Source organism: Acinetobacter lactucae (genome assembly GCF_013344765.1).
GTDB lineage: Bacteria > Pseudomonadota > Gammaproteobacteria > Pseudomonadales > Moraxellaceae > Acinetobacter > Acinetobacter lactucae_A.
This window is the reverse complement of sequence record NZ_JABVBF010000038.1, coordinates 1-22,492: the sequence shown is the minus strand read 5'-3', so window position 1 is coordinate 22,492 and position 22,492 is coordinate 1. Positions and strand designations below refer to the sequence as shown.

The window sequence follows — 22,492 nt, the reverse complement described above, 5'->3', positions numbered from 1 at the left end:
CAATAATTGTACGGGTTCTACAGAAAATTGGTCAGGAATCAGAATTTAAAAAAAGATATATGCAGGATATTATTGAAAATCATTTAATGACAAAGACTTAAAGAATTTATTATCCATTTTCTTCTAACCTCACACATTAAAGAACGAAGTTAGAAGAAAAGGAGTCAGAAAATCACTTCAACATCGGTTTCAAGAAACGACCTGTATGGGAAATTTCAACCTCAGCCACTTGTTCAGGTGTGCCTTCGGCAATGATCATACCACCGCCCGAACCACCTTCAGGACCTAAGTCCACAACCCAATCCGCTGTTTTAATCACATCAAGGTTATGTTCAATCACAACAATGGTATTACCCTTGTTACGTAGCTCATGCAAAATGTCGAGTAACTTGGCAATATCATGGAAATGCAAACCTGTAGTCGGCTCATCCAAGATATATAAAGTTTTACCCGTATCTCGTTTTGCTAACTCACGTGCGAGTTTTACACGTTGTGCTTCACCACCAGAGAGTGTAGTCGCAGCCTGACCTAAACGAATATAGCCTAAGCCCACCTGAGTTAAGGTTTCTAAGCGGCGGTGGATGACTGGAATGGCACTAAAGAACTCAGCAGCATCTTCAACAGTCATTTCTAAAACATCAGAAATGTTTTTGCCTTTATAGCCTACTTCAAGCGTTTCACGGTTATAACGTTTGCCATGACACGCATCGCAAGGTACATACATATCTGGTAAGAAGTGCATTGCGACTTTAATCATGCCGTCGCCTTCACACGCTTCACAGCGTCCGCCTTTCACGTTAAACGAGAAACGACCTGCACTATAACCACGGGCTTTTGCCTCTGGCGTTTGAGCAAATAATTCTCGGATTGGCGTAAATAGACCTGTATATGTTGCAGGGTTAGAGCGTGGCGTGCGTCCAATTGGGCTTTGGTCAATATCAACGACTTTATCCAGGTGTTGAAGACCATCAATTGAGTCAAACTTTTCAGCCGTTAATGTCGTGGCACCGTTGAGCTGTGTTGCAGCCAGTGGAAGCAAAGTACGGTTAATGAGTGTCGATTTACCCGAACCTGAAACTCCAGTTACGCAGGTCATAATGCCAAGCGGAATCGTTAAATCGACATTTTTTAAGTTGTGACCTGCTGCCCCTGAAAGTTTGATGAACTCATCTGGACGTGGCGATTGAGTACGTTTTTTGGGTACCTCAATTTTGAGTTTGCCAGAAAGGTATTGACCTGTGAGTGAGTCAGTATGTTTAGCCAATTCATCATAAGTACCTTCGGCAATAATCACACCACCATGCACCCCAGCACCTGGACCGATATCAATAATATGGTCAGCAGCACGGATTGCATCTTCATCATGTTCAACGACTAATACCGTATTACCTAAATCACGTAAGCGAATCAGCGTTTGTAATAGACGGTCGTTATCACGTTGATGTAGACCAATAGATGGTTCATCGAGCACATACATGACGCCCATTAAACCTGCACCAATTTGTGAGGCTAAACGGATACGCTGGGCTTCACCACCCGATAACGTTTCAGCAGAGCGAGCTAGACTTAAATAGTTAAGTCCCACACTCACCAAGAAGTGTAGACGTTCACGAATCTCTTTAAAAATTTTATCTGCGATTTCGCCTTTAGCCCCTTCAAGATTTAAGCCTTGATAGTAGCTTTCAGCATCACCAATCGACATGCGAGTAATGTCGGCAATGGTTTTGTCTTTTACGCGGACATTGCGTGAAATTTCATTTAGACGTGAACCATCACAGGCATCACAGGCGGCATTAGAGAGGTATTGAGCTAAATCATCTCGTACATAGTTACTTTCAGTTTCACGGTAACGGCGTTCAAGATGAGGCAAAATTCCTTCAAAAGGTTGTACGCGAGTGTGTTTACGACCACGTTCGTCGATATAGCTTAAATCGACTTTTTCTTTACCTGTACCTTGTAAGAATTTCTTTTGAGTATCTTTATCGAGCTGGTTCCAAGGCGTATCAAGTTGAAAACCAAAATGATCGGCAACTTTTTGCAGCATCGAATAATAATATGGACGCTGACGATCCCAACCACGGATCGCACCTTCACTAATCGCAAGATCAGGATTTGGAATCAGTTTTTCAGAGCTAAAATGACTGCGTGTACCTAAGCCATCACAAACAGGGCAGGCACCGAACGGGTTGTTAAATGAAAACAAACGTGGTTCAAGCTCTGCAACTGCGCGATCACATTCAGGACATGAGTGCTTTGCAGAAAAAACGCGATCTGGGTGTTCACCATTCATCCACGATAAAACTGCAATATCGCCACCTAAACGCAGTGCAGTTTCAAATGATTCGGCAATACGGTTACCTAAATCTTCACGTACTTTAAAGCGGTCAACGACAACTTCGATGGTGTGCTTTTTCTTTTTGTCGAGTTCTGGTGGCGTATCAATATCAATGATTTCGCCATCAACACGGGCACGAACAAAACCTTGACCTTGTAGTTGTTCGAACAGATTGCTGTACTCACCTTTACGCTCACGAACGACAGGGGCAAGCAACATGAGTGCTGTGCCTTCCTCAAGGGTTTTTACCGCATCGACCATTTCAGAAACGGTTTGCGCAACCATAGGCAAGTCATGTTCAGGGCAATAGGGTGTACCTACACGTGCGTAAAGTAAACGCAAATAGTCATAAATTTCGGTGATGGTACCGACGGTTGAACGTGGGTTATGACTAGTAGATTTTTGCTCAATAGCAATCGCTGGTGATAAACCTTCAATCGAGTCGACTTCAGGCTTTTCCATTTGCGATAAAAACTGGCGGGCATACGCTGAAAGCGATTCGACGTAACGGCGTTGTCCTTCGGCATACAGGGTATCGAAGGCTAGAGAAGATTTTCCTGAACCTGATAACCCCGTAATTACCACAAATTTGTCGCGTGGAATATCGAGAGACACATTTTTTAAATTATGGGTACGTGCACCTCGAATACGGATATGACTTTGGCTCATAAAACATCTCAATTATGTATTGATGAAAATTTAGGTGTTGATTGATCAGTCGCAGAGAGGTGTGACTGGTTATAAACAACAGACCCTATATATGATAACGATTTAAAATTGTTCAAGTGGTACAAAATGATTTAAAGCGACAAATTGTGACGGTTAAACGACAATCGACAAAATTTGTTTAAATAAGCAGGTTGTATTTTTAACATTCCTCACTTCAGATTTCTACTCTAAGTAAATTTTAACCAGCAACATAACTTTACTAGACGACTGGTCTAATAGTTGTTTATGATGTATGCATGAAACGATTAAATAAAAGTGAAACCACGCGACAACATATTTTGGATACCAGTTTTGAGCTGGTATTACATAAAGGGTTTGTTGGTGTTGGTTTACAAGAAATCTTAAAGGCTTGTGACGTACCTAAAGGTTCGTTCTATCACTACTTTGCTTCAAAAGAAGCATTTGGTTGTGCATTGCTAGAGCAATACATGGCTGATTATAAAGTTCGTATGGAACAACTTTGGCAACATAGCGAGCAAAGTGCTCATGCTCGTTTAATGGCCCTATGGCAGGCGTGGATTGATGATCCCGTAAACGGTAGTTGGGCTGAAAACTGTCTGATTGTGAAGTTGGCGGCAGAGGTTTCTGACTTGTCAGAAGATATGCGCCAAATTCTTAATGATGGTGTGCACAAACTAACGCAACGTTTGGCTTTGCTGCTTAAAGAAGGGCAACAAGAAGGATCAATTCCAAAACATATTGAACCTTTAAAAACTGCGCAAGTCATGTATCAGTTATGGTTAGGTGCTGCTTTACTCACAAAATTATCGCAAGACAAAGCACATCTACATTTAGCCTTAGAAACGACCCAACAACTCTTAAAACCGATAGAGGAATAAAGCATGCGAAGTATTATCCATCGTAATTTTGGCGAACCTGTAGACGTTTTAGAGCAGGCGGATATGCCAAAGCAGGAACCGAAAGCAGGCGAAGTACGTATTAAAACTATCATGTCTCCAATTCATAACCATGATGTATGGACCGTACGCGGAAGTTATGGCTACAAGCCAACTTTACCTGCGATTGGTGGTAGTGAAGCCGTTGGTATTGTAGATGCGTTGGGCGAAGGCGTTACTCATGTACAAGTAGGCCAACGTATTGCAGTGGCAGCTGTGCATGGTAGTTGGGCTGAATACTTTATTGCACCAGCTCAAGGGATTATTCCACTCAATAATGAAATTGATGACGAAACAGCCGCACAGCTGATTGGTATGCCAATTAGTGCGCTCATGCTACTCGACTTTGTAAATGTTCAACCCGGTCAATGGTTAATTCAAAACACAGCGAATGGTGCAGTTGGTAAAACGGTTGCGATGATTGCACAGGCGCGTGGTTTACCTGTCATTAATTTAGTTCGTCGTACTGATGCAATTGCAGAGATGCAAGCATTAGGTATTCAGCATGTTGTAGCAACCGATCAGCCTAATTGGAAAGAGCAAGTTAAACAGATTCACGGTGACCAACCTTTAATTGCTGGTGTAGACTCGATTGGCGGAAGTGCAAGTGGTGAAATGCTGAATTTACTCAGTGAAAATAGCCTGCTCGTTTCGTTCGGTAGTATGACTGGCGAAACCATGCAGATTTCATCGGGTGATTTGATTTTCAAACAAGCGACGGTAAAAGGTTTCTGGGCGAGTGTGGTCAACAAAGAAATGCCAGCAGAACGCAAAAAAGAGCTTATTGTCGAGTTATTAACGTTAGCGACTCAGAAAAAATTAATTCTTCCTGTAGAAGGTGTATTTAGTTTTGATGAGATTAAAACTGCTGCTCAAAGAGCAACGCAAGGTGCTCGTCAAGGCAAAGTGTTGTTAAAACCGTAAACACTAAAAGATCAGTCGAGAGACTGATCTTTTTTCATATCTTTAAAATAAAAAGGAAAATTGTATGATCGGACAAATTTTAGTGGGTTTAATTGCAATATTACATGTCTATATTTTAGTGTTAGAAATGTTTTTGTGGGACAAACCTTATGGCATGAAAGCCTTTGGAAATAATGCCGAAAAAGCAAAACTCACCAAAGTGATGGCACAAAACCAAGGTCTTTATAATGGCTTTTTAGCAGCGGGTTTGTTTTGGTCTTTATTGGCAAATGCACCTTTTTCGACATCCATTGCCAATTTCTTTTTAGGCTGCGTGCTCATTGCGGGTATTTATGGCGGACTGACAGCCAGTAAAAAGATTATTTATATTCAGGCAGTTCCAGCATTGATTGCTTTGGTCGCTGTTAATTTTTTATGATGAACTGAAACCTAGGTAATACTTTTAATTTCACGACGGAGCTTTAATCCGTGAGATTAGATACTATCAGTTAATTCTGTTACTTTTGTTTTGGCAAAAGTAACCAAAACCATTGTCATCTGCAAAACCTGTTGTTTTACATCATCTATCAACTCTCTTGCAAAAACATTCATTTATAATCATAGGCAGGTTGCAGATGACGTTTAGCACAAGCAGATTGTGGTTTAAGTATCTTTAGTCAAACTGCACAATATTGAAGTTTATAGTTAAGCGTTGGATCTAGATTAAATATGTGGGCGTTATTTTTAAAGTGTATGTTGGGGGCCGGGGTTGTCCTCATCATTTCAATTTTATCGAAAAGTAAGGCCTTTTATATTGCAGGCTTGGTCCCGCTTTTTCCTACATTCGCTTTGATTGCTCACGTGATTGTTTATCAGCAAAAAGGGGCTGAGGCATTACAAAAAACGGCTCTGTTTGGTCTATGGTCACTTATTCCCTATGCTATTTATTTAGTAGCTGTCTATGTGCTGGCAACACGCATGTCGATGTGGTCGTGTCTAGGTTTGGCAACACTGTGTTGGGTGGTTGCCGCGGCAGGTTTGATTTATGGATGGCAGTTGTTTCAACACTAAAAGATTAAGAGATAGCTCTTAATCTTTTAAATTGAACTAGCTTTATGACGGATCGATAACGCGGGTTCTGAGCATCCCTTCAACTAAATTAATCATCTTTTGGCGTGAAAGAATTCGAGGCAGTTGAGACGTCAAATAGTTGCTACATCCTACCACAACCGTTGCTTTATTCTTATCTAATGCTTTAAGCGTTGCAGACACAACGTCTTCAACTGTAGAGCTTTTCATACCACTCGTATCTGCATTTGCCACCTGAGTAAAATTGGTTTCGGTATTGCCCGGACAAACTGCCAGAAATTTAACTCCTGAAGAGCTATATTCTCCTGCAAGCGCTTCAGTAAACTGCAATACAAAAGATTTACTAGCACCATAAACGGCAATATAGGGTAACGGCTGGAACGCACCTGTCGATGAAATATTAATTATGATGCCTTTTTTGGTAGCAAGCATATGAGGCAAGAATAAATAACACAAAGACATTACGCTGCTGATATTAAGCGTGATCATTTCTTGATAGGTAGATACAGATTGATCTAGAAATTTAGTCCATTTACCAAATCCTGCGTTGTTAATTAAAATCTCTACCGATAATTTTCTAGCTTGCACTTCATCAAATAAGCTCTGAGCTGAATTGGGTTGAGCTAAATCTAAAACGATCACCTCAACATTCACGTTATATTTTTTTCTAAGTCCATCGGCTAAATCATTTAGTTTCTGTTCGGAGCGTGCTGTTAAAATTAAATGAATTCCTAAAGATGCAAGTTTATGAGCATAGGCTTTGCCTATTCCTGAAGATGCGCCTGTAATTAATGCTGTTGAATTTTTAAATTTAAATAAAGAAAGATAAGCACTCATTTTATTGGTCCGTAATAAAAGAAGTCATTACGATAAACCTTGTCCCTAAGGGCAGAGTCAAGCACTCATTTTGAAAGCTATTTGCAGATTTTAACCAGCTGTTTTAGGCAGAAATCTTATTGGTAATATAAGTCTGAATAATCTCATCTTCCAGTTGCTTTAAATCTTCTTGTAAACGATTTAATGCTTTTTTTTGCTCAATAATTTGTTGATTCTTTTTTTGAATAAGCTGCTGTGCAATTTCTACAGGAAAACGATTATTTTTATATTTTAAAGCTGACAGGTCATATAGCTCGGAAAGGCTAAATCCGACAGCTTGCGCGAGGCGAATCATCTTAACCGCTTGAACATCCAGTGCTTCATAAACACGATAATTTCCCTTTCTTTTTGCGACTGGTAGTAAGCCTAATTTCTCATAATGCCGAATGGCTTTAGGAGTGGCTCCAGTTAAAGATGCTAATTCGCCGATATACATATCTGTCTCACATTTTTTAAAAACGGTCAGCATCTTGAACGATCTGACCGATTCTTTTTAAGTTTTAAATATGATCTAAACCTAACCATTGTCTTTTGTGGTAGGCACTGTCCCAAAATAACCATTCAAGTTTTGCACCCATGGTATAGGCTGCATGCATTTTTTCTAAAGTATCTGCATCACAACGTGCTGCAACTTTATCTACTGTCGCAATCACATTACGAACCGCTGTATGAAACTCTTCACCAGCGTAAGTATCAATCCATGCTTGGTAAGGGTTGTTTGGAATTGATTTATTTACAATATCTTTACCGACTTCAGCATAAATCCAGAAACACGGGAGTAGGGCCGCAAGCACAACTGGATAGCTTTCAGACCAAGCAGTTGCTGTTAAAAATGAAGTGTAGTGGTGGCCTGCCAAGGTTAGCGGCGTATTTTTAAATTCTTCTTTGGTTACCCCAAAATTTTTCATAAAGTCATCATGCAAACTGCGCTCAACCACAATCGCAATTTTAGCTGCATCTGAAAATTGCATTATATCGTCAGCATCAAAAGCTTTCGCAGCTGCAACAGCAAGCACACGACCATAGGCCACTAAGTATTGAGCATCTTGAATCACATAATGACAAAAAGCTTCTTTATCTAAAGTACCGTGAGCAAGTTCCTGATTAAAAGGCAGGTCGAGAATTTTTTGATATAAATTTAAATTGCGTTGCCAAAGCTCTTGAGAAAAAAGCATAAAATCATTCCATTTAATTTAAGACAGCTGAACCAAATTTTAAAACATTTTTAAAATACAAAAATAATAATGATAGATATATAGCAAGAAAATATTTAACACGATTAACTAGTTAATCAAACATTGTAAATTTCTTTATTAAACAGGTAGATAAAGTAACACTAATAACGGCACAAAACGACATCGTTTTGTGGTGAATTATCGATATAATAGCCGCGTTTTTAAAGAAAGATTAAGTTTAATTCTTGGCATAGGTCTGATCCATGAAGCATTTCCGATTTTCGATATTTTTCACGGTGGTGTGTTTAGCACTATCGGCGTATTGGGGTTTTACCCATGGACCTGAAGCGGGCGTGTCTACCATGCTTAAAGCTTTAACGATTACAGCCATTTTAGCTGTAATGGAGGTCTCTTTATCTTTTGACAATGCTGTCGTAAATGCCTCGGTTCTACGTAATTGGGATCCGTTCTGGAAAATGCTCTTTTTGACGGTTGGTATTTTAATCGCCGTTTTTGGTATGCGTTTAATTTTTCCAGTGGCGATTGTCGCCGTTACTGCAGATATGGGAATGATTGAAGTGGCTAAATTGGCACTCAACGATCCAAAAACGTATTCTGAGCGATTAATGGCCCACCACGCCGAGATCTCTGCTTTTGGTGGAACATTCCTACTATTGGTTTTCTTGAACTTCTTTTTTGATGAAGAGAAAGAAACTCATTGGTTCAGATGGCTTGAAGCTAAACTTTCTAGTTTAGCAAGCGTACCAGCAATGTCTGTCTTTATTGCTCTCATTGCAATGCTAGTTATGGCAGCAAATGTTGACGAATCTCAGCGCCTTGTTGTGACTATGGCCGGTATTTGGGGCATTGTGGTTTATATTGGTGTAGAAGTATTAAGCCATATGTTAGGCGGTGAACCTGAAATTGATGAAGATGGCAATGCTGTCATGAAAGACGGATCAGGTGCTGCTTCTGGTGTAGTGAAAGCGGGTATCGGTGGTTTCTTATATCTTGAAGTATTAGATGCATCATTCAGTTTTGACGGTGTGATCGGTGCTTTTGCAATTACTAGCGACGTTGTTGTGATTATGCTGGGCCTTGCAATCGGTGCTATTTTTGTCCGTTCAATGACAGTTTATCTTGTGGAAAAAGGCACACTAGATGCTTATGTGTTCTTAGAACATGGTGCGCATTATGCGATTGGTGCTTTAGCATTCATTATGATTGCAAGTGGTACAGGCGTACATGTACCTGAAGTTGTGACTGGTTTAATTGGTGTAGCGTTTATTGTTTGGGCTGTCATTGCTTCAATTCAATATTCGAAGCGCCAGCAACAGTCGCCTTAAGCTAATTTTCAGTAAAGTTCGATAGAATGAAGAGGCTAAATGCCTCTTTATTTTTTTAAGCCCAAATCGTTATTTTAAATAAGGTGTCCCGTATTTTTAGAAACGAATCGGCTTATAATTTGCCTAGTTTGATAAACGTGTATTGATATGATGAATGCTTTGGAACGTCGCTCAACTTTTGCCTTAAGTAGTATTTTCGCACTACGCATGTTGGGCTTGTTCATGATTATTCCTGTCTTTTCGGTAGTCGGGCAGTCATATCAATATGCGACTCCAGCACTCATTGGTTTGGCTGTAGGTATCTATGGCTTAAGTCAGGCAATTTTACAGATTCCATTTAGCTTATTGGCTGATCGTTTTAGCCGTAAACCACTTGTGGTATTTGGTCTATTACTATTTGCCATTGGTGGTGCAATTGCGGGTTTATCTGACACGATTTATGGTGTAATTATTGGTCGTGCCATCGCTGGTGCGGGTGCAGTTTCAGCTGTTGTGATGGCGCTTTTAGCCGATGTGACGCGTGAAGAGCAGCGTACTAAAGCCATGGCTGCTATGGGCATGAGTATTGGCCTATCGTTTGTGGTGGCTTTTAGTCTGGGACCTTGGCTCACAAGCCTTGTCGGCATTTCTGGTTTGTTCTTTGTGACGACCATTATGGGCTTGATTGCGATTGCGATGTTATTGCTTGTGCCTAAAGTCACTCGTCATCATCGTAATTATCAGCAAGGCTACATGGCACAGCTTAAGCAAGTCATTCAAATGGGTGATTTAAACCGTTTACACGTTTCGGTTTTTGCACTGCACTTATTGCTTACCGCCATGTTTATTTATGTGCCTTCACAGCTCATCGAGTTTGCACATATTCCTTTAGCCAGTCATGGTCTGGTGTATCTGCCGCTGTTAGTAATTAGTCTGTTCTTTGCATTTCCAAGCATTATCGTGGCTGAAAAATATCGCAAAATGCGAGGAATTTTCTTAACGGCAATTACAGGAATTATTGCAGGTTTGCTGTTACTCATATTTGGTTATCAATCGAAATATGTATTACTCGCAGGCCTAGGTATTTTCTTTATTGCGTTTAATGTGATGGAAGCCTTATTGCCATCATGGTTATCAAAATGTGCTCCAATCCAGTCAAAAGCAACTGCTATGGGTGTAAATGCCAGTAGTCAGTTTTTAGGTGCTTTTTTTGGCGGCACACTAGGTGGTCAATTATTGATGTTACATAATACTGCGATTGGATGGAGTGTCTTAACAGGGATTGCTATAATATGGTTGCTAATTAGTTTTGGTTTAGCTCAGCCGCGGTATTTGTCATCGATTGTGTTGCCATTGCCGCAAGTGCAACAGGTGAATGAGTGGACCACACAGCTATTGGCAATTCGTGGTATCGAAGAAGTTGTGGTGATGCCTGACCAGCAAGTTGCTTATATTAAAGTCGATAAACAGTCTCTAGATGATGTTGCGCGACGTGATTTAACGCAGTTGTTCGGTAAAGAGGTAGCCATTTAAGCATAACTCTTATAAAGTAAAACATAGAAATGTATAGGATGAAGACAGCTAATGCGTGGTGTAAATAAGGTTATTTTGGTTGGTACTTTGGGTCGTGATCCTGAAACAAAAACTTTTCCAAATGGGGGCTCGTTGACCCAATTTTCAATCGCGACAAGTGAAGCTTGGACTGATAAAAATACCGGTGAACGTAAAGAACAAACAGAATGGCACCGTATTGTATTGCATAACCGTTTAGGGGAAATTGCTCAGCAATTCTTGCGTAAAGGTTCTAAGGTTTATATTGAAGGTTCATTACGTACACGTCAGTGGACAGACCAAAATGGCCAAGAGCGTTATACAACAGAAATCCGTGGCGACCAGATGCAAATGTTAGATGCTCGTCAACAAGGTGAACAAGGTTTCGCTGGCGGTAATGATTTTAATCAACCACGTTTTAACGCACCTCAACAGGGTGGTAATGGTTATCAAAATAATAACAACCAAGGTGGCGGCTACGGTCAAAACAGTGGCGGCGGTTATGGTAGCCAAGGTGGTTTCGGTAATGGTGGAAGCAATCCTCAAGCGGGTGGTTTTGCGCCTAAAGCTCCGCAACAACCAGCTTCTGCACCAGCTGATTTAGACGATGATTTACCGTTCTAATCAAAGTTTCAAAAAAGGCGAGTTTATCTCGCCTTTTTTATTACTCAATCCCAAGCAAACGGATAAGTGCCGTGCCCGCGGCTGCCAAGCAAATCACCAATAAAAGCGGTACTTTTTTCCAAACCAAGAACAGTGCTAGGGCCACCCCAAATATGCGTGCAAAACCTGCGAAATGTTGACCTTCAAAAAATGTCGTCGTCACAGCAATTGCACAGAGCAAGACAGTTGCCCCATTTGAGAGTAAAACTTGGTATTTTTCAGAAAAAGAAAACTTGGCACCCAAGTGAAACCCAGCGAAACGAATCCCATACGTTCCAAGTGCTAACAAGCCTATACCCAAAATTATGAGTAACTGTTGATTCATTTCTTTCTACCAAATATTAAGCCAAAAAGTGAAATCAGAATTGGAAGTCCTGAGGCTAAAAAAGGTGTGGTGATCAGCGCTAAAGTTGATCCGGCAAATACAGCTTTTCGAGTGGTTTTATTCTTTAAAGCATTAAAAGTAAGTGCAATTAAAATCGCTGGGAAAATGGCATCTAAGCCGAATGTTTTTGGGTCTGGAATAGCACTTCCAATAAAATAACCCACCGTTACACCAAGTGGCCAACTGAGCATAATGCCTATACCACATAACCAGTAAGCAGCTTTTTTCGTCTCAAAATCGGGCTGTGCCATACCAAACAAAACGCTTTCATCGTTCATGATATGTGCTCCAAAATATCGAGAGAATTTGCCTTGAATCAGTTCATTGACCGCAATACCAAAAGGTAGATGCCTTAAATTGACGAGTAGTCCTGCAATTGCCGCTGCAATCGGACTACCCCCTACAGCCAAGAATCCAATAAAAATAAATTCAGCAGTTCCTGCGAGCACAAACACGGATAGGCAAAGCGGAATCCAGAGTGCTAAGCCATAACTTGCGGCGAGTGAACCTAAAGACATACCGACAACACTGGTTGCTAGACAGACAAAGAAAATCGAGCGGGTGGTGTCTTTACTAAGTTTCTTGATGAGAGCGTATGTGGACATAGTATGATATAACGAACGATTTTCCATTATAATGAATAAGTCTGATTGTTTTGTCAAAACGAACGATCGTTTTTTTTATAGAACGGATGTGGTGAATGTCTCAGCCAATTGAAATTATTGCCAAAGGTTTAAATCGTGAACGTCAAAGAGCAGGGCTTTCTTTGGCAGAGGTTGCCCGTCGTGCAGGCGTTGCAAAGTCTACACTTTCTCAATTAGAGGCTGGCCAAGGTAACCCAAGCATTGAAACGCTATGGGCACTTTGTGTGGCACTGAATATTCCATTTGCACGTTTGATGGAAGAACCGAGCAATCAGGTACAAGTCATTCGCTGTGGCGATGGGCCAACAGTGAGTTCAGAGATTGCCAATTACAAAGCAATTTTGCTAGCGACTTGTCCACCGCATGCACGCCGTGATGTGTATTTATTGATTGTTGAGCCGGGTGAAGACCGTCTTTCAGAACCTCATCCAGTTGGTTCTGTGGAGCACATTATTGTGGTCGAAGGTAAAGCTTTAGTAGGCTTAGTTGATGAAGCTGTTGAACTCGGTGTCGGAGATTATATTTGTTATCCAGCCGATCAAAAGCATATCTTTAGAGCCTTGGAAACAGGTACAAAAGCGTTATTAATCTCTGAGCAAAACTAAAGAATTCCAATCTTATTAAAGTAAAACTTAATTATTTTCATAATAAAAACTTAAAACCATTTACCAGCATTTCAGACAAAAAGAGCCAATTTTGCGTATAAATTTTGCAATTGGCTCTCTCTTTTATTCCAAAAATGGCTCTCGTTTCTTGACTGCCGAAACGACAAATTAAAGCCATTGGAAGTATGCATACGGAAGCGCCGGATAAGCTCAGTGATTTTTCTGTTTTAGGAATTGGGCAGAACGGCTAAATTTTTAGGGGATATTTTTTGGCTTCGGAGGATTTCCGAGACTAGCCGATATCCTCCATATATTAAGGAAAATGATATGGCAGCTCATCAAAATGGTTCTGAAGCCAATCACTCCCAAAGTTTAAAACATGGACTCAAATCACGCCACTTAACGATGATCTCGATTGCAGGGGTAATTGGTGGCTCTTTATTCGTAGGCTCGGGCAGTATTATTTACAATACGGGACCTGTAGTTTTTCTAACTTACGCTTTAGGTGGTTTACTCGTTTGGTTTATCATGCGTATGTTAGGCGAGATGGCCGTTTTAAACCCTGATAGTGGCTCTTTTTCAACATATGCTGATCGTGCGATTGGTCGTTGGGCAGGTTTTTCAATTGGCTGGTTGTACTGGTGTACGCTCGCAATGCTCATGGGCTGGGAAGCCTATGTGGCGGGTAAAATTTTAAATAATTGGTTCCCATTTATACCGATCTGGGCCTATATGGTTGTCGTGATTGGTGCTTTAGTCGCAGTCAATTTACAAAACGTGAAAAACTATGGCGAATTTGAGTTCTGGTTTGCACTCATCAAAGTCATCGCGATTGTTATCTTCTTGGTGATTGGTAGTTTAGCCATCATGCATTTGTGGCCTTGGGGCAATCCAGCTGCTTCAGGTATTAGTAATCTAACCTCTCAAGGCTTTATGCCTAATGGTGGTTCATCCGTTATTACCGCCTTGCTTGGGGTCATGTTTGCTTATATTGGCGCTGAAATTGTCACTGTAGCGGCAGCAGAATCGGCAAATCCATCTAAAGAAATTCGTAAGGCTTCGAACTCGGTGGTTTGGCGAATTATTTTATTCTATGTAGGTTCAATGTTTGTGGCGGTATGTTTGATCCCTCATAACAATGAACTTTTGAAAGATTCAACTTGGGGAACTTATAGCGTGACTTTGTCTGCACTTGGTATTCCAGGGGCGCGCCATATCGTAAACTTTGTGGTTCTCACGTCGGTATGTAGTTGCTTTAACTCAGCACTTTATACGTGTTCACGTATGCTGTTCTCTTTAGCTAAACGTGGTGACGCACCGAAAAGTTTTGGCTCTGTAAACAGTAAAAGTAGTCCGTGGGTAGGCGTGATTGTGTCATGCTTCTTCTCTGTGATTGCGGTAGTTTTAACTGCAACTAAGAGTATGGATGTTTACGACTTTTTCATGCTAACGACGGGTGCAGCAACACTCTATGTATACCTGACCATTGCTTATTCTCAGCTTCGTATGCGTAAAAAGTTAGAAGCTGAAGGCGTGAAAATTGACTTTAAAATGTGGATGTTCCCTTATCTAACTTACGTGGTGATCTTTGCAATTATTGGTGCAATTCTGACTATGTTGATTGAAGGCACATATTTTAAAGAAGTGATTTACACCACCACATTGTTCGGCATTATTGTGTTCTTTGGATTGTTGTCTGAAAAATTGGGTTGGGGTAAAGAGCGTCGCGCAACCCATTTAACCCATACGCATGAAGAAAAGTTAGTTTAAATTTTTAAATAAAAAAAGAGCCTCACAATGAGGCTCTTTTTTTATTTGGCTTAGTACGAGAAAACAGTTAATTCAGCGTAGGTACACCTGCTTCACGTAAGCACTGGAGCAACACACCAAAAGCCATCACCATGTCTTTTTCATTTACACAGGCAAAGCCCATCAGTAGTCCTCGCTCTGCATGTGCATGCGATTGCATGTAGTACTGTGAAAGTGGTCGAACTTTGACACCACGTTCAAGTGCGGTTGTTGCAATCGCGACATCATCGCAAGAGTTTGGCAGGTTTAAAACTAAGTGTAATCCTGCTGCTTCGTCATATTGATGAATAAATTCGGGGCCAAGATAGCGTTTAATCAGACTGACTAAATAATCGCGTCTTTTTCCATAAAGTAAACGCATACGACGAATATGCGCTTCGTAATGACCTTCACGAATAAATTCTGCTAGGGCCTTTTGCTCAAGTAAATGCCCACCACGATAAAGCTCGGCTGCAACAATACGTAGGGGTGAAAAGAGTGGTTTAGGCACCACCAAATACCCAATTCTTAAAGATGGATAAATGGTCTTACTAAACGTGCCCATGTACAGCACAGGTGCATCATTTTCTAAGCCTTGTAATGACGGATAAGGTTGGCCTGAGAAGCGGAACTCACTGTCGTAATCATCTTCTACAATCCAGCTATTGTGCTGGCGCGCAATCTCAATCAATTTGCGTCGGCGATCAAGGCTTAAATGTGAACCCAGTGGATATTGGTGTGATGGCGTGACAAAAATTAATTTGGGTGGTTTAACCGGATTTTCTTCGGGAATAATGCCTTCGGCATCGACTGGCATGGGTTGAATATCTACGCCATTAATACGTAAAGTGTTGCGCATTCCCCAATAACCTGGATCTTCAATCCAGACGCGATCACCAATATCACTAAGCGCACGCGAAACTAAGTCAATCGCTTGGTGAATACCTTCGGTAATAATAATCTGGTCAGCATCACACTGGACTGAACGTGCAACGCGTAAGTAATCTGCCAACGCACTTCGAAGCTCAATACAGCCACCAGCATTACTGTAAATTAAACGGTTAATGTCTGGCTCTCGGCTTAGGCGGGCCTGAATGCGACTAAAAATATGATGTGGAAACTCTGTTACGTCAGGTGCGCCTGGTACGAAAGCTCCCCATTGATGTGGCGACGCTGCTGCATAGCCTAATAAATTTGAGCCACGATTTGAGAGTGCATAAGAGTTTTGAACTTTCGGACTAGAAACTACTTTTTTCTTGTTTTGTGTATTTAAAAAACTCTCTGGCAGTTTCTCGGCAACCCATGTGCCGTGTCCCGTACGAGCCTCTAAATAGCCTTCAGCCTGTAGCTGTTCGTAGGCAGTGAGCACTGTATTTCTTGAAACATGAATTTCACTGGCTAAGTCGCGTGATGCAGGTAGACGAGTCTTGGGCTGGATGACTCCATCAATAATGGCACCACGCAGACAACGGAAAAGGCGTTGATGTAGTTTCCCTTCAGTGTCCTGTTGGAGTCGTTGCAGCAAATGATCTCCAAGTAAACTACGCAATTGGCTCTCTCCTACAGTTAAAAAGTGGCTCTCGTCAGTTGGCACCAGACGAGCGAAATTACATGCATAGGCAGTCGTTGTAAAGCACCCTGAAAATTAAGCACAGGATGCAAAAAACCAAAGCTGCAACTGATGATGAAAATATGAGGGAATCAAATGGATAATCAACATTCTGCACTTAACGCACGTAAACAGCAAGCAACTCCACGTGGTGTAGGCGTGATGTGCCAGTGGTATGCGGAAAAAGCTGAAAATGCTACGCTTTGGGACAAGGAAGGCAATCAATTTATCGACTTTGCAGGTGGTATCGCGGTTTTAAATACAGGCCATCGCCACCCTAAAGTGATTGCAGCGGTGACTGAACAACTTACTAAATTTACGCACACTGCCTATCAAGTGACACCTTATGAAAGCTATGTGGCTTTAGCTGAGCGTATTAATGAGCGCGCGCCAATTGCTGGTCCTGCCAAGTCAGCTTTTTTCACAACTGGTGCAGAAGCAGTTGAAAATGCGGTGAAGATTGCTCGTTGTTACACAGGTCGTCACGGCATTATCACTTTCGGTAATGGTTTCCACGGTCGTTCATTCATGACCATGGCAATGACAGGTAAAACAGCGCCTTACAAACGTGATTTCGGTGTGATGCCAGCGGGTGTGTTCCATGCACGTTATCCTGTGCCTGCTAAAGGTATTTCAGTAGACGCGGCGATTGAAAGCGTTGAAGATATTTTCAGTGAAGATATTGCACCACATGATGTTGCAGCAATCGTACTTGAGCCAGTACAGGGTGAAGGTGGTTTCAATGTGGTGCCTGCTGAATTCTTAAAACGTTTACGTTCAATTTGCGACAAGCACGGTATTTTACTTGTAGCTGACGAAGTGCAATCAGGTTTTGCTCGTACTGGTAAATTGTTCGCAATGAACTATTACGAGACTAAAGCAGATCTCATTACGATGGCGAAAAGCTTGGGCGGCGGTTTCCCAATTTCAGGTGTTGTTGGCCGTGCAGAAGTCATGGATGCACCAAACCCAGGTGGCCTAGGTGGGACTTACGCAGGCAGCCCGATTGCGGTTGCTGCTGCGCACGCGGTTATTGATGCGATTGAAGAAGAAAACCTATGCGACCGTGCAAATGAATTAGGTGCAGAGTTAGTAGCTACCCTTAAAGATATTCAACAAGAAACAGGCGACGTAGTAACTGATATTCGTGCTTTAGGTTCAATGGTTGCAGTAGAGCTTGAAACAGCTGAACAAGCAAAAGTTGTACAAAACTATGCAATGGAAAACGGGTTGTTACTTCTTACTTGTGGTAAATACGGTAATGTAATTCGTTTCTTATATCCATTAACCATTCCTGCTGAACAATTCCGCCAAGGCCTTGATATCTTGAAACAAGGTTTTGCAACTCTAAAAGCAGGTAGTGCAAAAGCAATGGAGCAATCTGCATGATTCAAAATAATTTGCAGTATTTATTAAAACATCCTGATATTTCATTAGAAGCACCTGCATCAAATGACTATGTCGAGGTTAATGATGCTGCTACGGGTGAAACTTTGGCATGGGTAAAAACCTATGACCGTGCAGGAGTTGAAGCCGCAATTAATCGTTCAGCAAAAGCACAAGCTGCTTGGAAAAAGCAAACTGCTTTGGCACGTGCTGATGTGCTATTGGCATGGTACAACCTCATGCTTGAGCACAAAGAAAATCTGGCTCAAATCTTAACAGCTGAGCAAGGTAAACCATTGGCAGAAGCACGTGGTGAAATTGGTTATGCAGCATCATTTATTCGTTGGTTTGCAGAGCAAGCGCGCCGTATTGATGGTGAAGTTTTAACACCTACGTTGCCAAATCAACGTTTGCTTGTGATTAAACAAGCGATTGGGGTAACTGCGGCAATTACGCCGTGGAACTTCCCAGCTGCCATGATTACGCGTAAAGCAGGTCCAGCGATTGCGGCGGGTTGTTCAATGTTGGTTAAACCAGCAGAACAAACGCCGTTAACCGCTTATGCGCTTGAAGTATTGGCTTTACAAGCGGGTTTACCAGCTGATGTTTTAATTAACATTAGTGGTGATGCAGTTGAAGTTGGTAAAACCCTATGCGAAAGCGATATTGTTCGTAAGTTAAGCTTTACTGGTTCAACACAAGTTGGCCGTATCTTGATGCAACAATGTGCGCCAACCATTAAAAAGCTTTCGCTTGAACTGGGTGGTAACGCGCCTGTATTGGTATTTGATGATGCCAACCTTGAACAAGCGGTTCAGGGCATCATGGCAAGTAAATATCGTAACAGCGGTCAAACCTGTGTCTGTGCTAACCGTATTTATGTTCAAGATGGCATTTACGATGCGTTGGCAGAGCGCTTGGTTGAAGCTGTGTCTAAGCTTAAAGTTGGCGATGGCCGTCAAGAAGGTTCAACTCAAGGGCCTTTAATTGATGAAGATGCGATTGCTAAAGTGCAGTCTCATATTGCAGATGCAACTGAGAAAGGTGCAACTGTTCGTATTGGTGGTCAACGCTCGGCACTTGGCGGTACATTCTTTGAACCAACTGTATTAACTGGCGTAACGCAAGACATGAAAGTATCTAAAGAAGAAACTTTTGGTCCACTTGCCCCATTGTTCCGCTTTAAAACTGAAGATGAAGCAGTGGCAATGGCGAACGATACCGAGTTCGGTTTAGCTGCTTATTTGTTTACTCAAAGCACAGCTCGTCAATGGCGAGTAGGGGAGGCACTTGAGTACGGTATGGTCGGCATTAACACGGGCGCGATTTCAAACGAAGTTGCTCCGTTTGGCGGCGTAAAACAGTCAGGTCTAGGTCGTGAAGGTTCAAAATTCGGCATCGAAGAATATGTCGAAATGAAATACCTCTGCGTAGATTTATCTGAGTAAGGGATAAAGCGAGTTCGCTTTGTTCTGAACGAAAACATGCAGTTATACTGCATGTGATGTTTCACAAAAAAACCGGTCATGCCCATTCATGACCGGTTTTTTTATTTAAGTCGGCAAATATCCTTCATGGCTTTCGGGTAAACGACGAAGCTCATCAATGAGGGTTTCAATGAGTTTTTCGACCACCAGACGTTGTCCTTTTCGGGACACATAAACCAGTTGTAGCATGCCGATATTCGACTTCCAGTCAGGAAGAATATGAACCAGTGTTCCTTTACGAATTTCCGATTCAACGGTTAAAAAAGGAAGATCTGCAATACCTAGACCATCCATTACAGCATAGTAAACGCCAGCTAAGTCATTACTTTTAATTCGTGGTTGATAAGGCACATCAACCGATTCACCATTACGTATATTGCATAAATGCCAAATATAATTTTGCTTTTGTGTGCCTAAGCTAATACTTGGAAAGTCCTGTAATTCGGAATAATGCTTAATGGTGCGACCTTGCAGTAATTCAGGTGAAGCCACCAGACAGTGATCGGTTTTAATCACATCACGAACAATCAAATTTGAATCTTCATTCGGTTCAAAATTGGTTCGAATCGCAAGGTCGATGTCATCATGCAAGATATCTACTCGACGGCTTGTAAGCTCAAGTGATATTTCAACTTTAGGGTAGGTTTTTAAAAACTGATTTAAAATTTTTCTAATTTGAAAATGCATCATTAAAGGTGGGCAGCTTACTTTTACCACTCCTTGAGGTTCACTTTTTTGCTTTAACAAAACATTTTCTGCGCATTCAACTTGGGCAATAACTTTGCAGCATTCTTCATAGAACTCTTGGCCTAAATCGGTCACTTTAAAATGGCGGGTTGTTCTTTGAATGAGGCTCACATTAAATTTATTTTCAAGGTCAATAATGCGTCGGCTGAGCTTAGATTTACTAATATTCTCAGCTTCACTGGCCGCACTAAAGCCGCCGTGTTTTACGACTAAATAGAAATAATAAAAATCATCAAAAGAGCTTATCAATGTCAGATCAATCCATTTAAATTCAAGATTAGAATGCTTAAGCATTCTAATCTTGGCAATAGAATTTATTTTTGTGAGGTATTAAAACTATAGCTGGTCATCAGGTTGCGATAATCAGGAATATGATTTGAGAAGAGTGCACCTAGACCTTCTACATCATTACGCCAGTCACGGTGTAACTCACATGCCATACCGAACCAAGTCATAAGCTGAGCACCTGCTTTTGACATACGGTCCCAAGCAGCATCACGTGTTAATTCATTGAAAGTACCAGAAGCATCGGTAATCACAAACACTTCAAAGCCTTCAGCGAGTGCAGATAAAGCTGGGAATGCCACACAAACCTCAGTGACCACACCAGCAATAATGAGTTGTTTTTTACCTGTCGCTTTGACCGCTTTTACAAAGTCTTCATTGTCCCAAGCATTGATTTGACCAGGACGTGGAATAAAAGGGGCATCTGGGAAAAGTTCTTTTAATTCTGGAACTAAAGGACCATTTGGACCGTTTTCAAAACTGGTAGTGAGAATAGTCGGTAAATTGAAATATTTCGCTGCATCTGCAAGCGCTAATACGTTATTTTTAAATTTATCTGGGTCGATATCTCGAACTAAAGAAAGTAAACCTGCTTGGTGGTCAACTAAAAGAACCGCAGCATTATCCTTGTCTAAACGTACGTAATCTTGAGCCATTTTTATGTCCTCGTGTTATCAAAATAAATAATCAAAAATTATTAAGTAGGTCATCAGTGCCTAAAATTATGCTAGATGAGTTTGTTGTCGTGATTAAGTCTAAAAAATAGGATTAAGAATTTTAAAAATAGGACGATCTTAAAAAGAGTACCTCAAACTTTATGATTGTCTCATAGATGAAATAATGTGTTGCTAATCCTGATCTATAAACTGCAATTATTGAGGCGTAAAATCAATCCCAGTTCAAGAAAATCCTACATATATAGGAGAGATCAGATGAAGAAATTTCTTGGTGCATATCAAAATAACCACATGCATTGGGTGGGTGATGGTTTCCCTGTATATAACCTGTTCTCTTATGACCGTTTAGGCCAAACCCTAAGCCCATTTTTGTTACTCGATTATGCAGCGCCTTATAACTTCTCACCAACCACCGAACAACAAGGTGTAGGTTCGCATCCTCACCGTGGCTTTGAAACCGTGACCATCGCCTACCAAGGTGAAGTGACTCATAAAGACTCAAGTGGCGGCGGTGGAACCATTAAAACTGGTGACGTGCAATGGATGACTGCGGGTGCAGGAGTGTTACACGAAGAGTTCCATTCTCCTGAGTTCGCAGAGCATGGTGGTCTTTTTGAGATGGTGCAATTGTGGGTAAATTTACCTGCCAATTCAAAAATGACGCCTGGAAAATACCAAGCGATTGAAGCCAAAGATATTCCAGACATTGCACTAGACGAGCATGGTAGCCATTTGCGTGTTATTGCAGGTGAATATGCAGACGAACAAGGTGCTGCAACTACATTTAGTCCACTAAATGTATGGGACGGTAAATTGGTTAAAGGCCAAAAACATACTCTCTATGTACCCGAAGGTCACACCACACTTGTTGTAGTATTAGATGGCGCGGTTGTGGTCAATGATACAAATCGCCTTGAAGGTAAAACCGTTGCGATTTTGTCTCGTGAGGGTGTTGAGTTTAGTTTGAATGCAGAAGAAGACACTAAATTTTTAGTGTTGACTGGCCAACCACTCAATGAACCAATCGAAGGTTATGGTCCATTTGTAATGAATACCAAAGCTGAGATTATGGAAGCGATTAATGATTTTAATCGTGGAAAATTCGGCTCAATCATGCAAGAAGCCTAAATTGCCGAATTGCGTTTGATTAACCTCTAAAGCAAAGTAATAAAAAGCCCGCTATCAAGTGTGAATAGCGGGCTTTTTCGCTGTAAATATTCTATTTTTATGATGGATTTCATGGTTGTTTTGACATTGTTTTGTGTGATCTACTTCTCATTATTGTGAGTTGATCATATATCAAAAAAAGATACTTGTAAAACAAATGATATAAATAT

Annotated in this window: 21 protein-coding genes; 12 read left to right on the top strand and 9 right to left on the bottom strand. The window is 41.2% G+C overall.

The features are described 5' to 3' along the window. Positions 1-172 precede the first annotated feature (172 nt). Positions 173-3,004 carry an excinuclease ABC subunit UvrA gene (gene uvrA / locus HUN22_RS06135; protein WP_174727094.1) on the bottom strand — a complete coding sequence of 944 codons (2,832 nt, stop codon included), beginning with the start codon at positions 3,002-3,004 and terminating at the stop codon, positions 173-175. A 296-nt stretch (positions 3,005-3,300) separates the two neighbouring features. Here uvrA and HUN22_RS06130 point away from each other — a divergent pair, with 296 nt between their 5' ends. The 4 genes from HUN22_RS06130 to HUN22_RS06115 all read left to right on the top strand — a co-directional run bounded on the left by HUN22_RS06130 (position 3,301) and on the right by HUN22_RS06115 (position 5,934). After that, positions 3,301-3,903, top strand: coding sequence for a TetR/AcrR family transcriptional regulator (locus HUN22_RS06130; protein ID WP_087089705.1), 603 nt, complete (start codon positions 3,301-3,303; stop codon positions 3,901-3,903). Positions 3,904-3,906: 3 nt separating this feature from the next. Next, positions 3,907-4,884, top strand: coding sequence for a zinc-binding dehydrogenase (locus tag HUN22_RS06125; RefSeq protein WP_174727091.1), 978 nt, complete (start codon positions 3,907-3,909; stop codon positions 4,882-4,884). 64 nt (positions 4,885-4,948) lie between these two features. After that, positions 4,949-5,302, top strand: coding sequence for a DUF1304 domain-containing protein (locus tag HUN22_RS06120; protein WP_174727088.1), 354 nt, complete (start codon positions 4,949-4,951; stop codon positions 5,300-5,302). Positions 5,303-5,592: 290 nt separating this feature from the next. Then, positions 5,593-5,934, top strand: a complete 342-nt coding sequence (locus HUN22_RS06115) for a GlpM family protein (RefSeq protein ID WP_004789991.1) — start codon at positions 5,593-5,595, stop codon at positions 5,932-5,934. Positions 5,935-5,976: 42 nt separating this feature from the next. Here the strand turns inward: HUN22_RS06115 and HUN22_RS06110 are convergent, their stop codons facing one another. The 3 genes from HUN22_RS06110 to tenA form a co-directional block, all read right to left on the bottom strand. After that, complete coding sequence (locus tag HUN22_RS06110) at positions 5,977-6,789, bottom strand: SDR family NAD(P)-dependent oxidoreductase (protein ID WP_174727085.1); 813 nt, start codon at positions 6,787-6,789, stop codon at positions 5,977-5,979. A 103-nt stretch (positions 6,790-6,892) separates the two neighbouring features. Next, positions 6,893-7,264, bottom strand: a complete 372-nt coding sequence (locus HUN22_RS06105; RefSeq protein ID WP_016143748.1) for a MerR family transcriptional regulator — start codon at positions 7,262-7,264, stop codon at positions 6,893-6,895. Between the two features lie 64 nt (positions 7,265-7,328). Next, the gene (gene tenA, locus HUN22_RS06100) at positions 7,329-8,003 is read right to left on the bottom strand and encodes a thiaminase II (protein WP_057106279.1); all 675 of its coding nucleotides are present in this window, start codon (positions 8,001-8,003) and stop codon (positions 7,329-7,331) included. A gap of 263 nt (positions 8,004-8,266) precedes the next feature. Between tenA and HUN22_RS06095 the strand changes: the two genes are divergently transcribed. The 3 genes from HUN22_RS06095 (at position 8,267) to ssb (ending at position 11,503) form a co-directional block, all read left to right on the top strand. Then, on the top strand, positions 8,267-9,349 hold the full coding sequence (locus tag HUN22_RS06095; RefSeq protein ID WP_174727082.1) for a DUF475 domain-containing protein: 1,083 nt from the start codon (positions 8,267-8,269) through the stop codon (positions 9,347-9,349). A gap of 147 nt (positions 9,350-9,496) precedes the next feature. Further along, positions 9,497-10,861: an MFS transporter gene (locus HUN22_RS06090; protein ID WP_174727079.1), complete on the top strand. Its 1,365-nt coding sequence runs from the start codon at positions 9,497-9,499 to the stop codon at positions 10,859-10,861. A 51-nt stretch (positions 10,862-10,912) separates the two neighbouring features. Beyond that, on the top strand, positions 10,913-11,503 hold the full coding sequence (gene ssb, locus HUN22_RS06085; RefSeq protein ID WP_016143745.1) for a single-stranded DNA-binding protein: 591 nt from the start codon (positions 10,913-10,915) through the stop codon (positions 11,501-11,503). A gap of 40 nt (positions 11,504-11,543) precedes the next feature. On the opposite strand, the gene HUN22_RS06080 is transcribed toward ssb, so the two are convergent. After that, a complete protein-coding gene (locus HUN22_RS06080) occupies positions 11,544-11,867 on the bottom strand; it encodes an AzlD domain-containing protein (protein ID WP_016143744.1) in 324 nt (107 codons plus the stop codon). Further along, complete coding sequence (locus tag HUN22_RS06075; protein ID WP_174727076.1) at positions 11,864-12,559, bottom strand: AzlC family ABC transporter permease; 696 nt, start codon at positions 12,557-12,559, stop codon at positions 11,864-11,866. The genes HUN22_RS06080 and HUN22_RS06075 overlap by 4 nt, the downstream gene beginning before the upstream one ends. 68 nt (positions 12,560-12,627) lie before the next feature. Here HUN22_RS06075 and HUN22_RS06070 point away from each other — a divergent pair, with 68 nt between their 5' ends. After that, positions 12,628-13,176, top strand: coding sequence for a helix-turn-helix domain-containing protein (locus HUN22_RS06070; RefSeq protein WP_174727074.1), 549 nt, complete (start codon positions 12,628-12,630; stop codon positions 13,174-13,176). A 327-nt stretch (positions 13,177-13,503) separates the two neighbouring features. Further along, positions 13,504-14,946 (top strand): amino acid permease, encoded by a 1,443-nt coding sequence (locus tag HUN22_RS06065; protein WP_174727071.1) that lies wholly within the window; start codon positions 13,504-13,506, stop codon positions 14,944-14,946. A gap of 67 nt (positions 14,947-15,013) precedes the next feature. Here the strand turns inward: HUN22_RS06065 and HUN22_RS06060 are convergent, their stop codons facing one another. Next, positions 15,014-16,513 (bottom strand): PLP-dependent aminotransferase family protein, encoded by a 1,500-nt coding sequence (locus HUN22_RS06060; protein ID WP_174727068.1) that lies wholly within the window; start codon positions 16,511-16,513, stop codon positions 15,014-15,016. Positions 16,514-16,669: 156 nt separating this feature from the next. Here HUN22_RS06060 and gabT point away from each other — a divergent pair, with 156 nt between their 5' ends. Next, positions 16,670-17,962: a 4-aminobutyrate--2-oxoglutarate transaminase gene (gene gabT / locus HUN22_RS06055; RefSeq protein ID WP_174727065.1), complete on the top strand. Its 1,293-nt coding sequence runs from the start codon at positions 16,670-16,672 to the stop codon at positions 17,960-17,962. After that, complete coding sequence (locus HUN22_RS06050) at positions 17,959-19,407, top strand: NAD-dependent succinate-semialdehyde dehydrogenase (RefSeq protein WP_174727060.1); 1,449 nt, start codon at positions 17,959-17,961, stop codon at positions 19,405-19,407. The genes gabT and HUN22_RS06050 overlap by 4 nt, the downstream gene beginning before the upstream one ends. A 105-nt stretch (positions 19,408-19,512) precedes the next feature. Here the strand turns inward: HUN22_RS06050 and HUN22_RS06045 are convergent, their stop codons facing one another. Together HUN22_RS06045 and ycaC are read right to left on the bottom strand one after the other, a co-directional pair. Further along, positions 19,513-20,487, bottom strand: coding sequence for a LysR substrate-binding domain-containing protein (locus HUN22_RS06045; protein WP_174727057.1), 975 nt, complete (start codon positions 20,485-20,487; stop codon positions 19,513-19,515). Between the two features lie 20 nt (positions 20,488-20,507). Continuing rightward, on the bottom strand, positions 20,508-21,134 hold the full coding sequence (gene ycaC / locus HUN22_RS06040) for an isochorismate family cysteine hydrolase YcaC (RefSeq protein WP_002052204.1): 627 nt from the start codon (positions 21,132-21,134) through the stop codon (positions 20,508-20,510). A gap of 276 nt (positions 21,135-21,410) precedes the next feature. Here ycaC and HUN22_RS06035 point away from each other — a divergent pair, with 276 nt between their 5' ends. Continuing rightward, the gene (locus tag HUN22_RS06035) at positions 21,411-22,283 is read left to right on the top strand and encodes a pirin family protein (RefSeq protein WP_174727054.1); all 873 of its coding nucleotides are present in this window, start codon (positions 21,411-21,413) and stop codon (positions 22,281-22,283) included. Positions 22,284-22,492 lie beyond the last annotated feature (209 nt).

What these genes read in the sequence shown, in the direction of transcription:
- ssb (WP_016143745.1), top strand. Translation starts at nt 10,913, where the DNA reads ATGCGTGGTGTAAATAAGGTTATTTTGGTTGGTACTTTGGGTCGTGAT.
- uvrA (WP_174727094.1), bottom strand. Translation starts at nt 3,004, where the DNA reads ATGAGCCAAAGTCATATCCGTATTCGAGGTGCACGTACCCATAATTTA.
- HUN22_RS06065 (WP_174727071.1), top strand. Translation starts at nt 13,504, where the DNA reads ATGGCAGCTCATCAAAATGGTTCTGAAGCCAATCACTCCCAAAGTTTA.
- HUN22_RS06070 (WP_174727074.1), top strand. Translation starts at nt 12,628, where the DNA reads ATGTCTCAGCCAATTGAAATTATTGCCAAAGGTTTAAATCGTGAACGT.
- ycaC (WP_002052204.1), bottom strand. Translation starts at nt 21,134, where the DNA reads ATGGCTCAAGATTACGTACGTTTAGACAAGGATAATGCTGCGGTTCTT.
- HUN22_RS06035 (WP_174727054.1), top strand. Translation starts at nt 21,411, where the DNA reads ATGAAGAAATTTCTTGGTGCATATCAAAATAACCACATGCATTGGGTG.
- HUN22_RS06105 (WP_016143748.1), bottom strand. Translation starts at nt 7,264, where the DNA reads ATGTATATCGGCGAATTAGCATCTTTAACTGGAGCCACTCCTAAAGCC.
- HUN22_RS06130 (WP_087089705.1), top strand. Translation starts at nt 3,301, where the DNA reads ATGAAACGATTAAATAAAAGTGAAACCACGCGACAACATATTTTGGAT.
- HUN22_RS06115 (WP_004789991.1), top strand. Translation starts at nt 5,593, where the DNA reads ATGTGGGCGTTATTTTTAAAGTGTATGTTGGGGGCCGGGGTTGTCCTC.
- HUN22_RS06125 (WP_174727091.1), top strand. Translation starts at nt 3,907, where the DNA reads ATGCGAAGTATTATCCATCGTAATTTTGGCGAACCTGTAGACGTTTTA.
- HUN22_RS06090 (WP_174727079.1), top strand. Translation starts at nt 9,497, where the DNA reads ATGATGAATGCTTTGGAACGTCGCTCAACTTTTGCCTTAAGTAGTATT.
- HUN22_RS06110 (WP_174727085.1), bottom strand. Translation starts at nt 6,789, where the DNA reads ATGAGTGCTTATCTTTCTTTATTTAAATTTAAAAATTCAACAGCATTA.
- tenA (WP_057106279.1), bottom strand. Translation starts at nt 8,003, where the DNA reads ATGCTTTTTTCTCAAGAGCTTTGGCAACGCAATTTAAATTTATATCAA.
- HUN22_RS06120 (WP_174727088.1), top strand. Translation starts at nt 4,949, where the DNA reads ATGATCGGACAAATTTTAGTGGGTTTAATTGCAATATTACATGTCTAT.
- HUN22_RS06075 (WP_174727076.1), bottom strand. Translation starts at nt 12,559, where the DNA reads ATGGAAAATCGTTCGTTATATCATACTATGTCCACATACGCTCTCATC.
- gabT (WP_174727065.1), top strand. Translation starts at nt 16,670, where the DNA reads ATGGATAATCAACATTCTGCACTTAACGCACGTAAACAGCAAGCAACT.
- HUN22_RS06045 (WP_174727057.1), bottom strand. Translation starts at nt 20,487, where the DNA reads ATGCTTAAGCATTCTAATCTTGAATTTAAATGGATTGATCTGACATTG.
- HUN22_RS06095 (WP_174727082.1), top strand. Translation starts at nt 8,267, where the DNA reads ATGAAGCATTTCCGATTTTCGATATTTTTCACGGTGGTGTGTTTAGCA.
- HUN22_RS06050 (WP_174727060.1), top strand. Translation starts at nt 17,959, where the DNA reads ATGATTCAAAATAATTTGCAGTATTTATTAAAACATCCTGATATTTCA.
- HUN22_RS06080 (WP_016143744.1), bottom strand. Translation starts at nt 11,867, where the DNA reads ATGAATCAACAGTTACTCATAATTTTGGGTATAGGCTTGTTAGCACTT.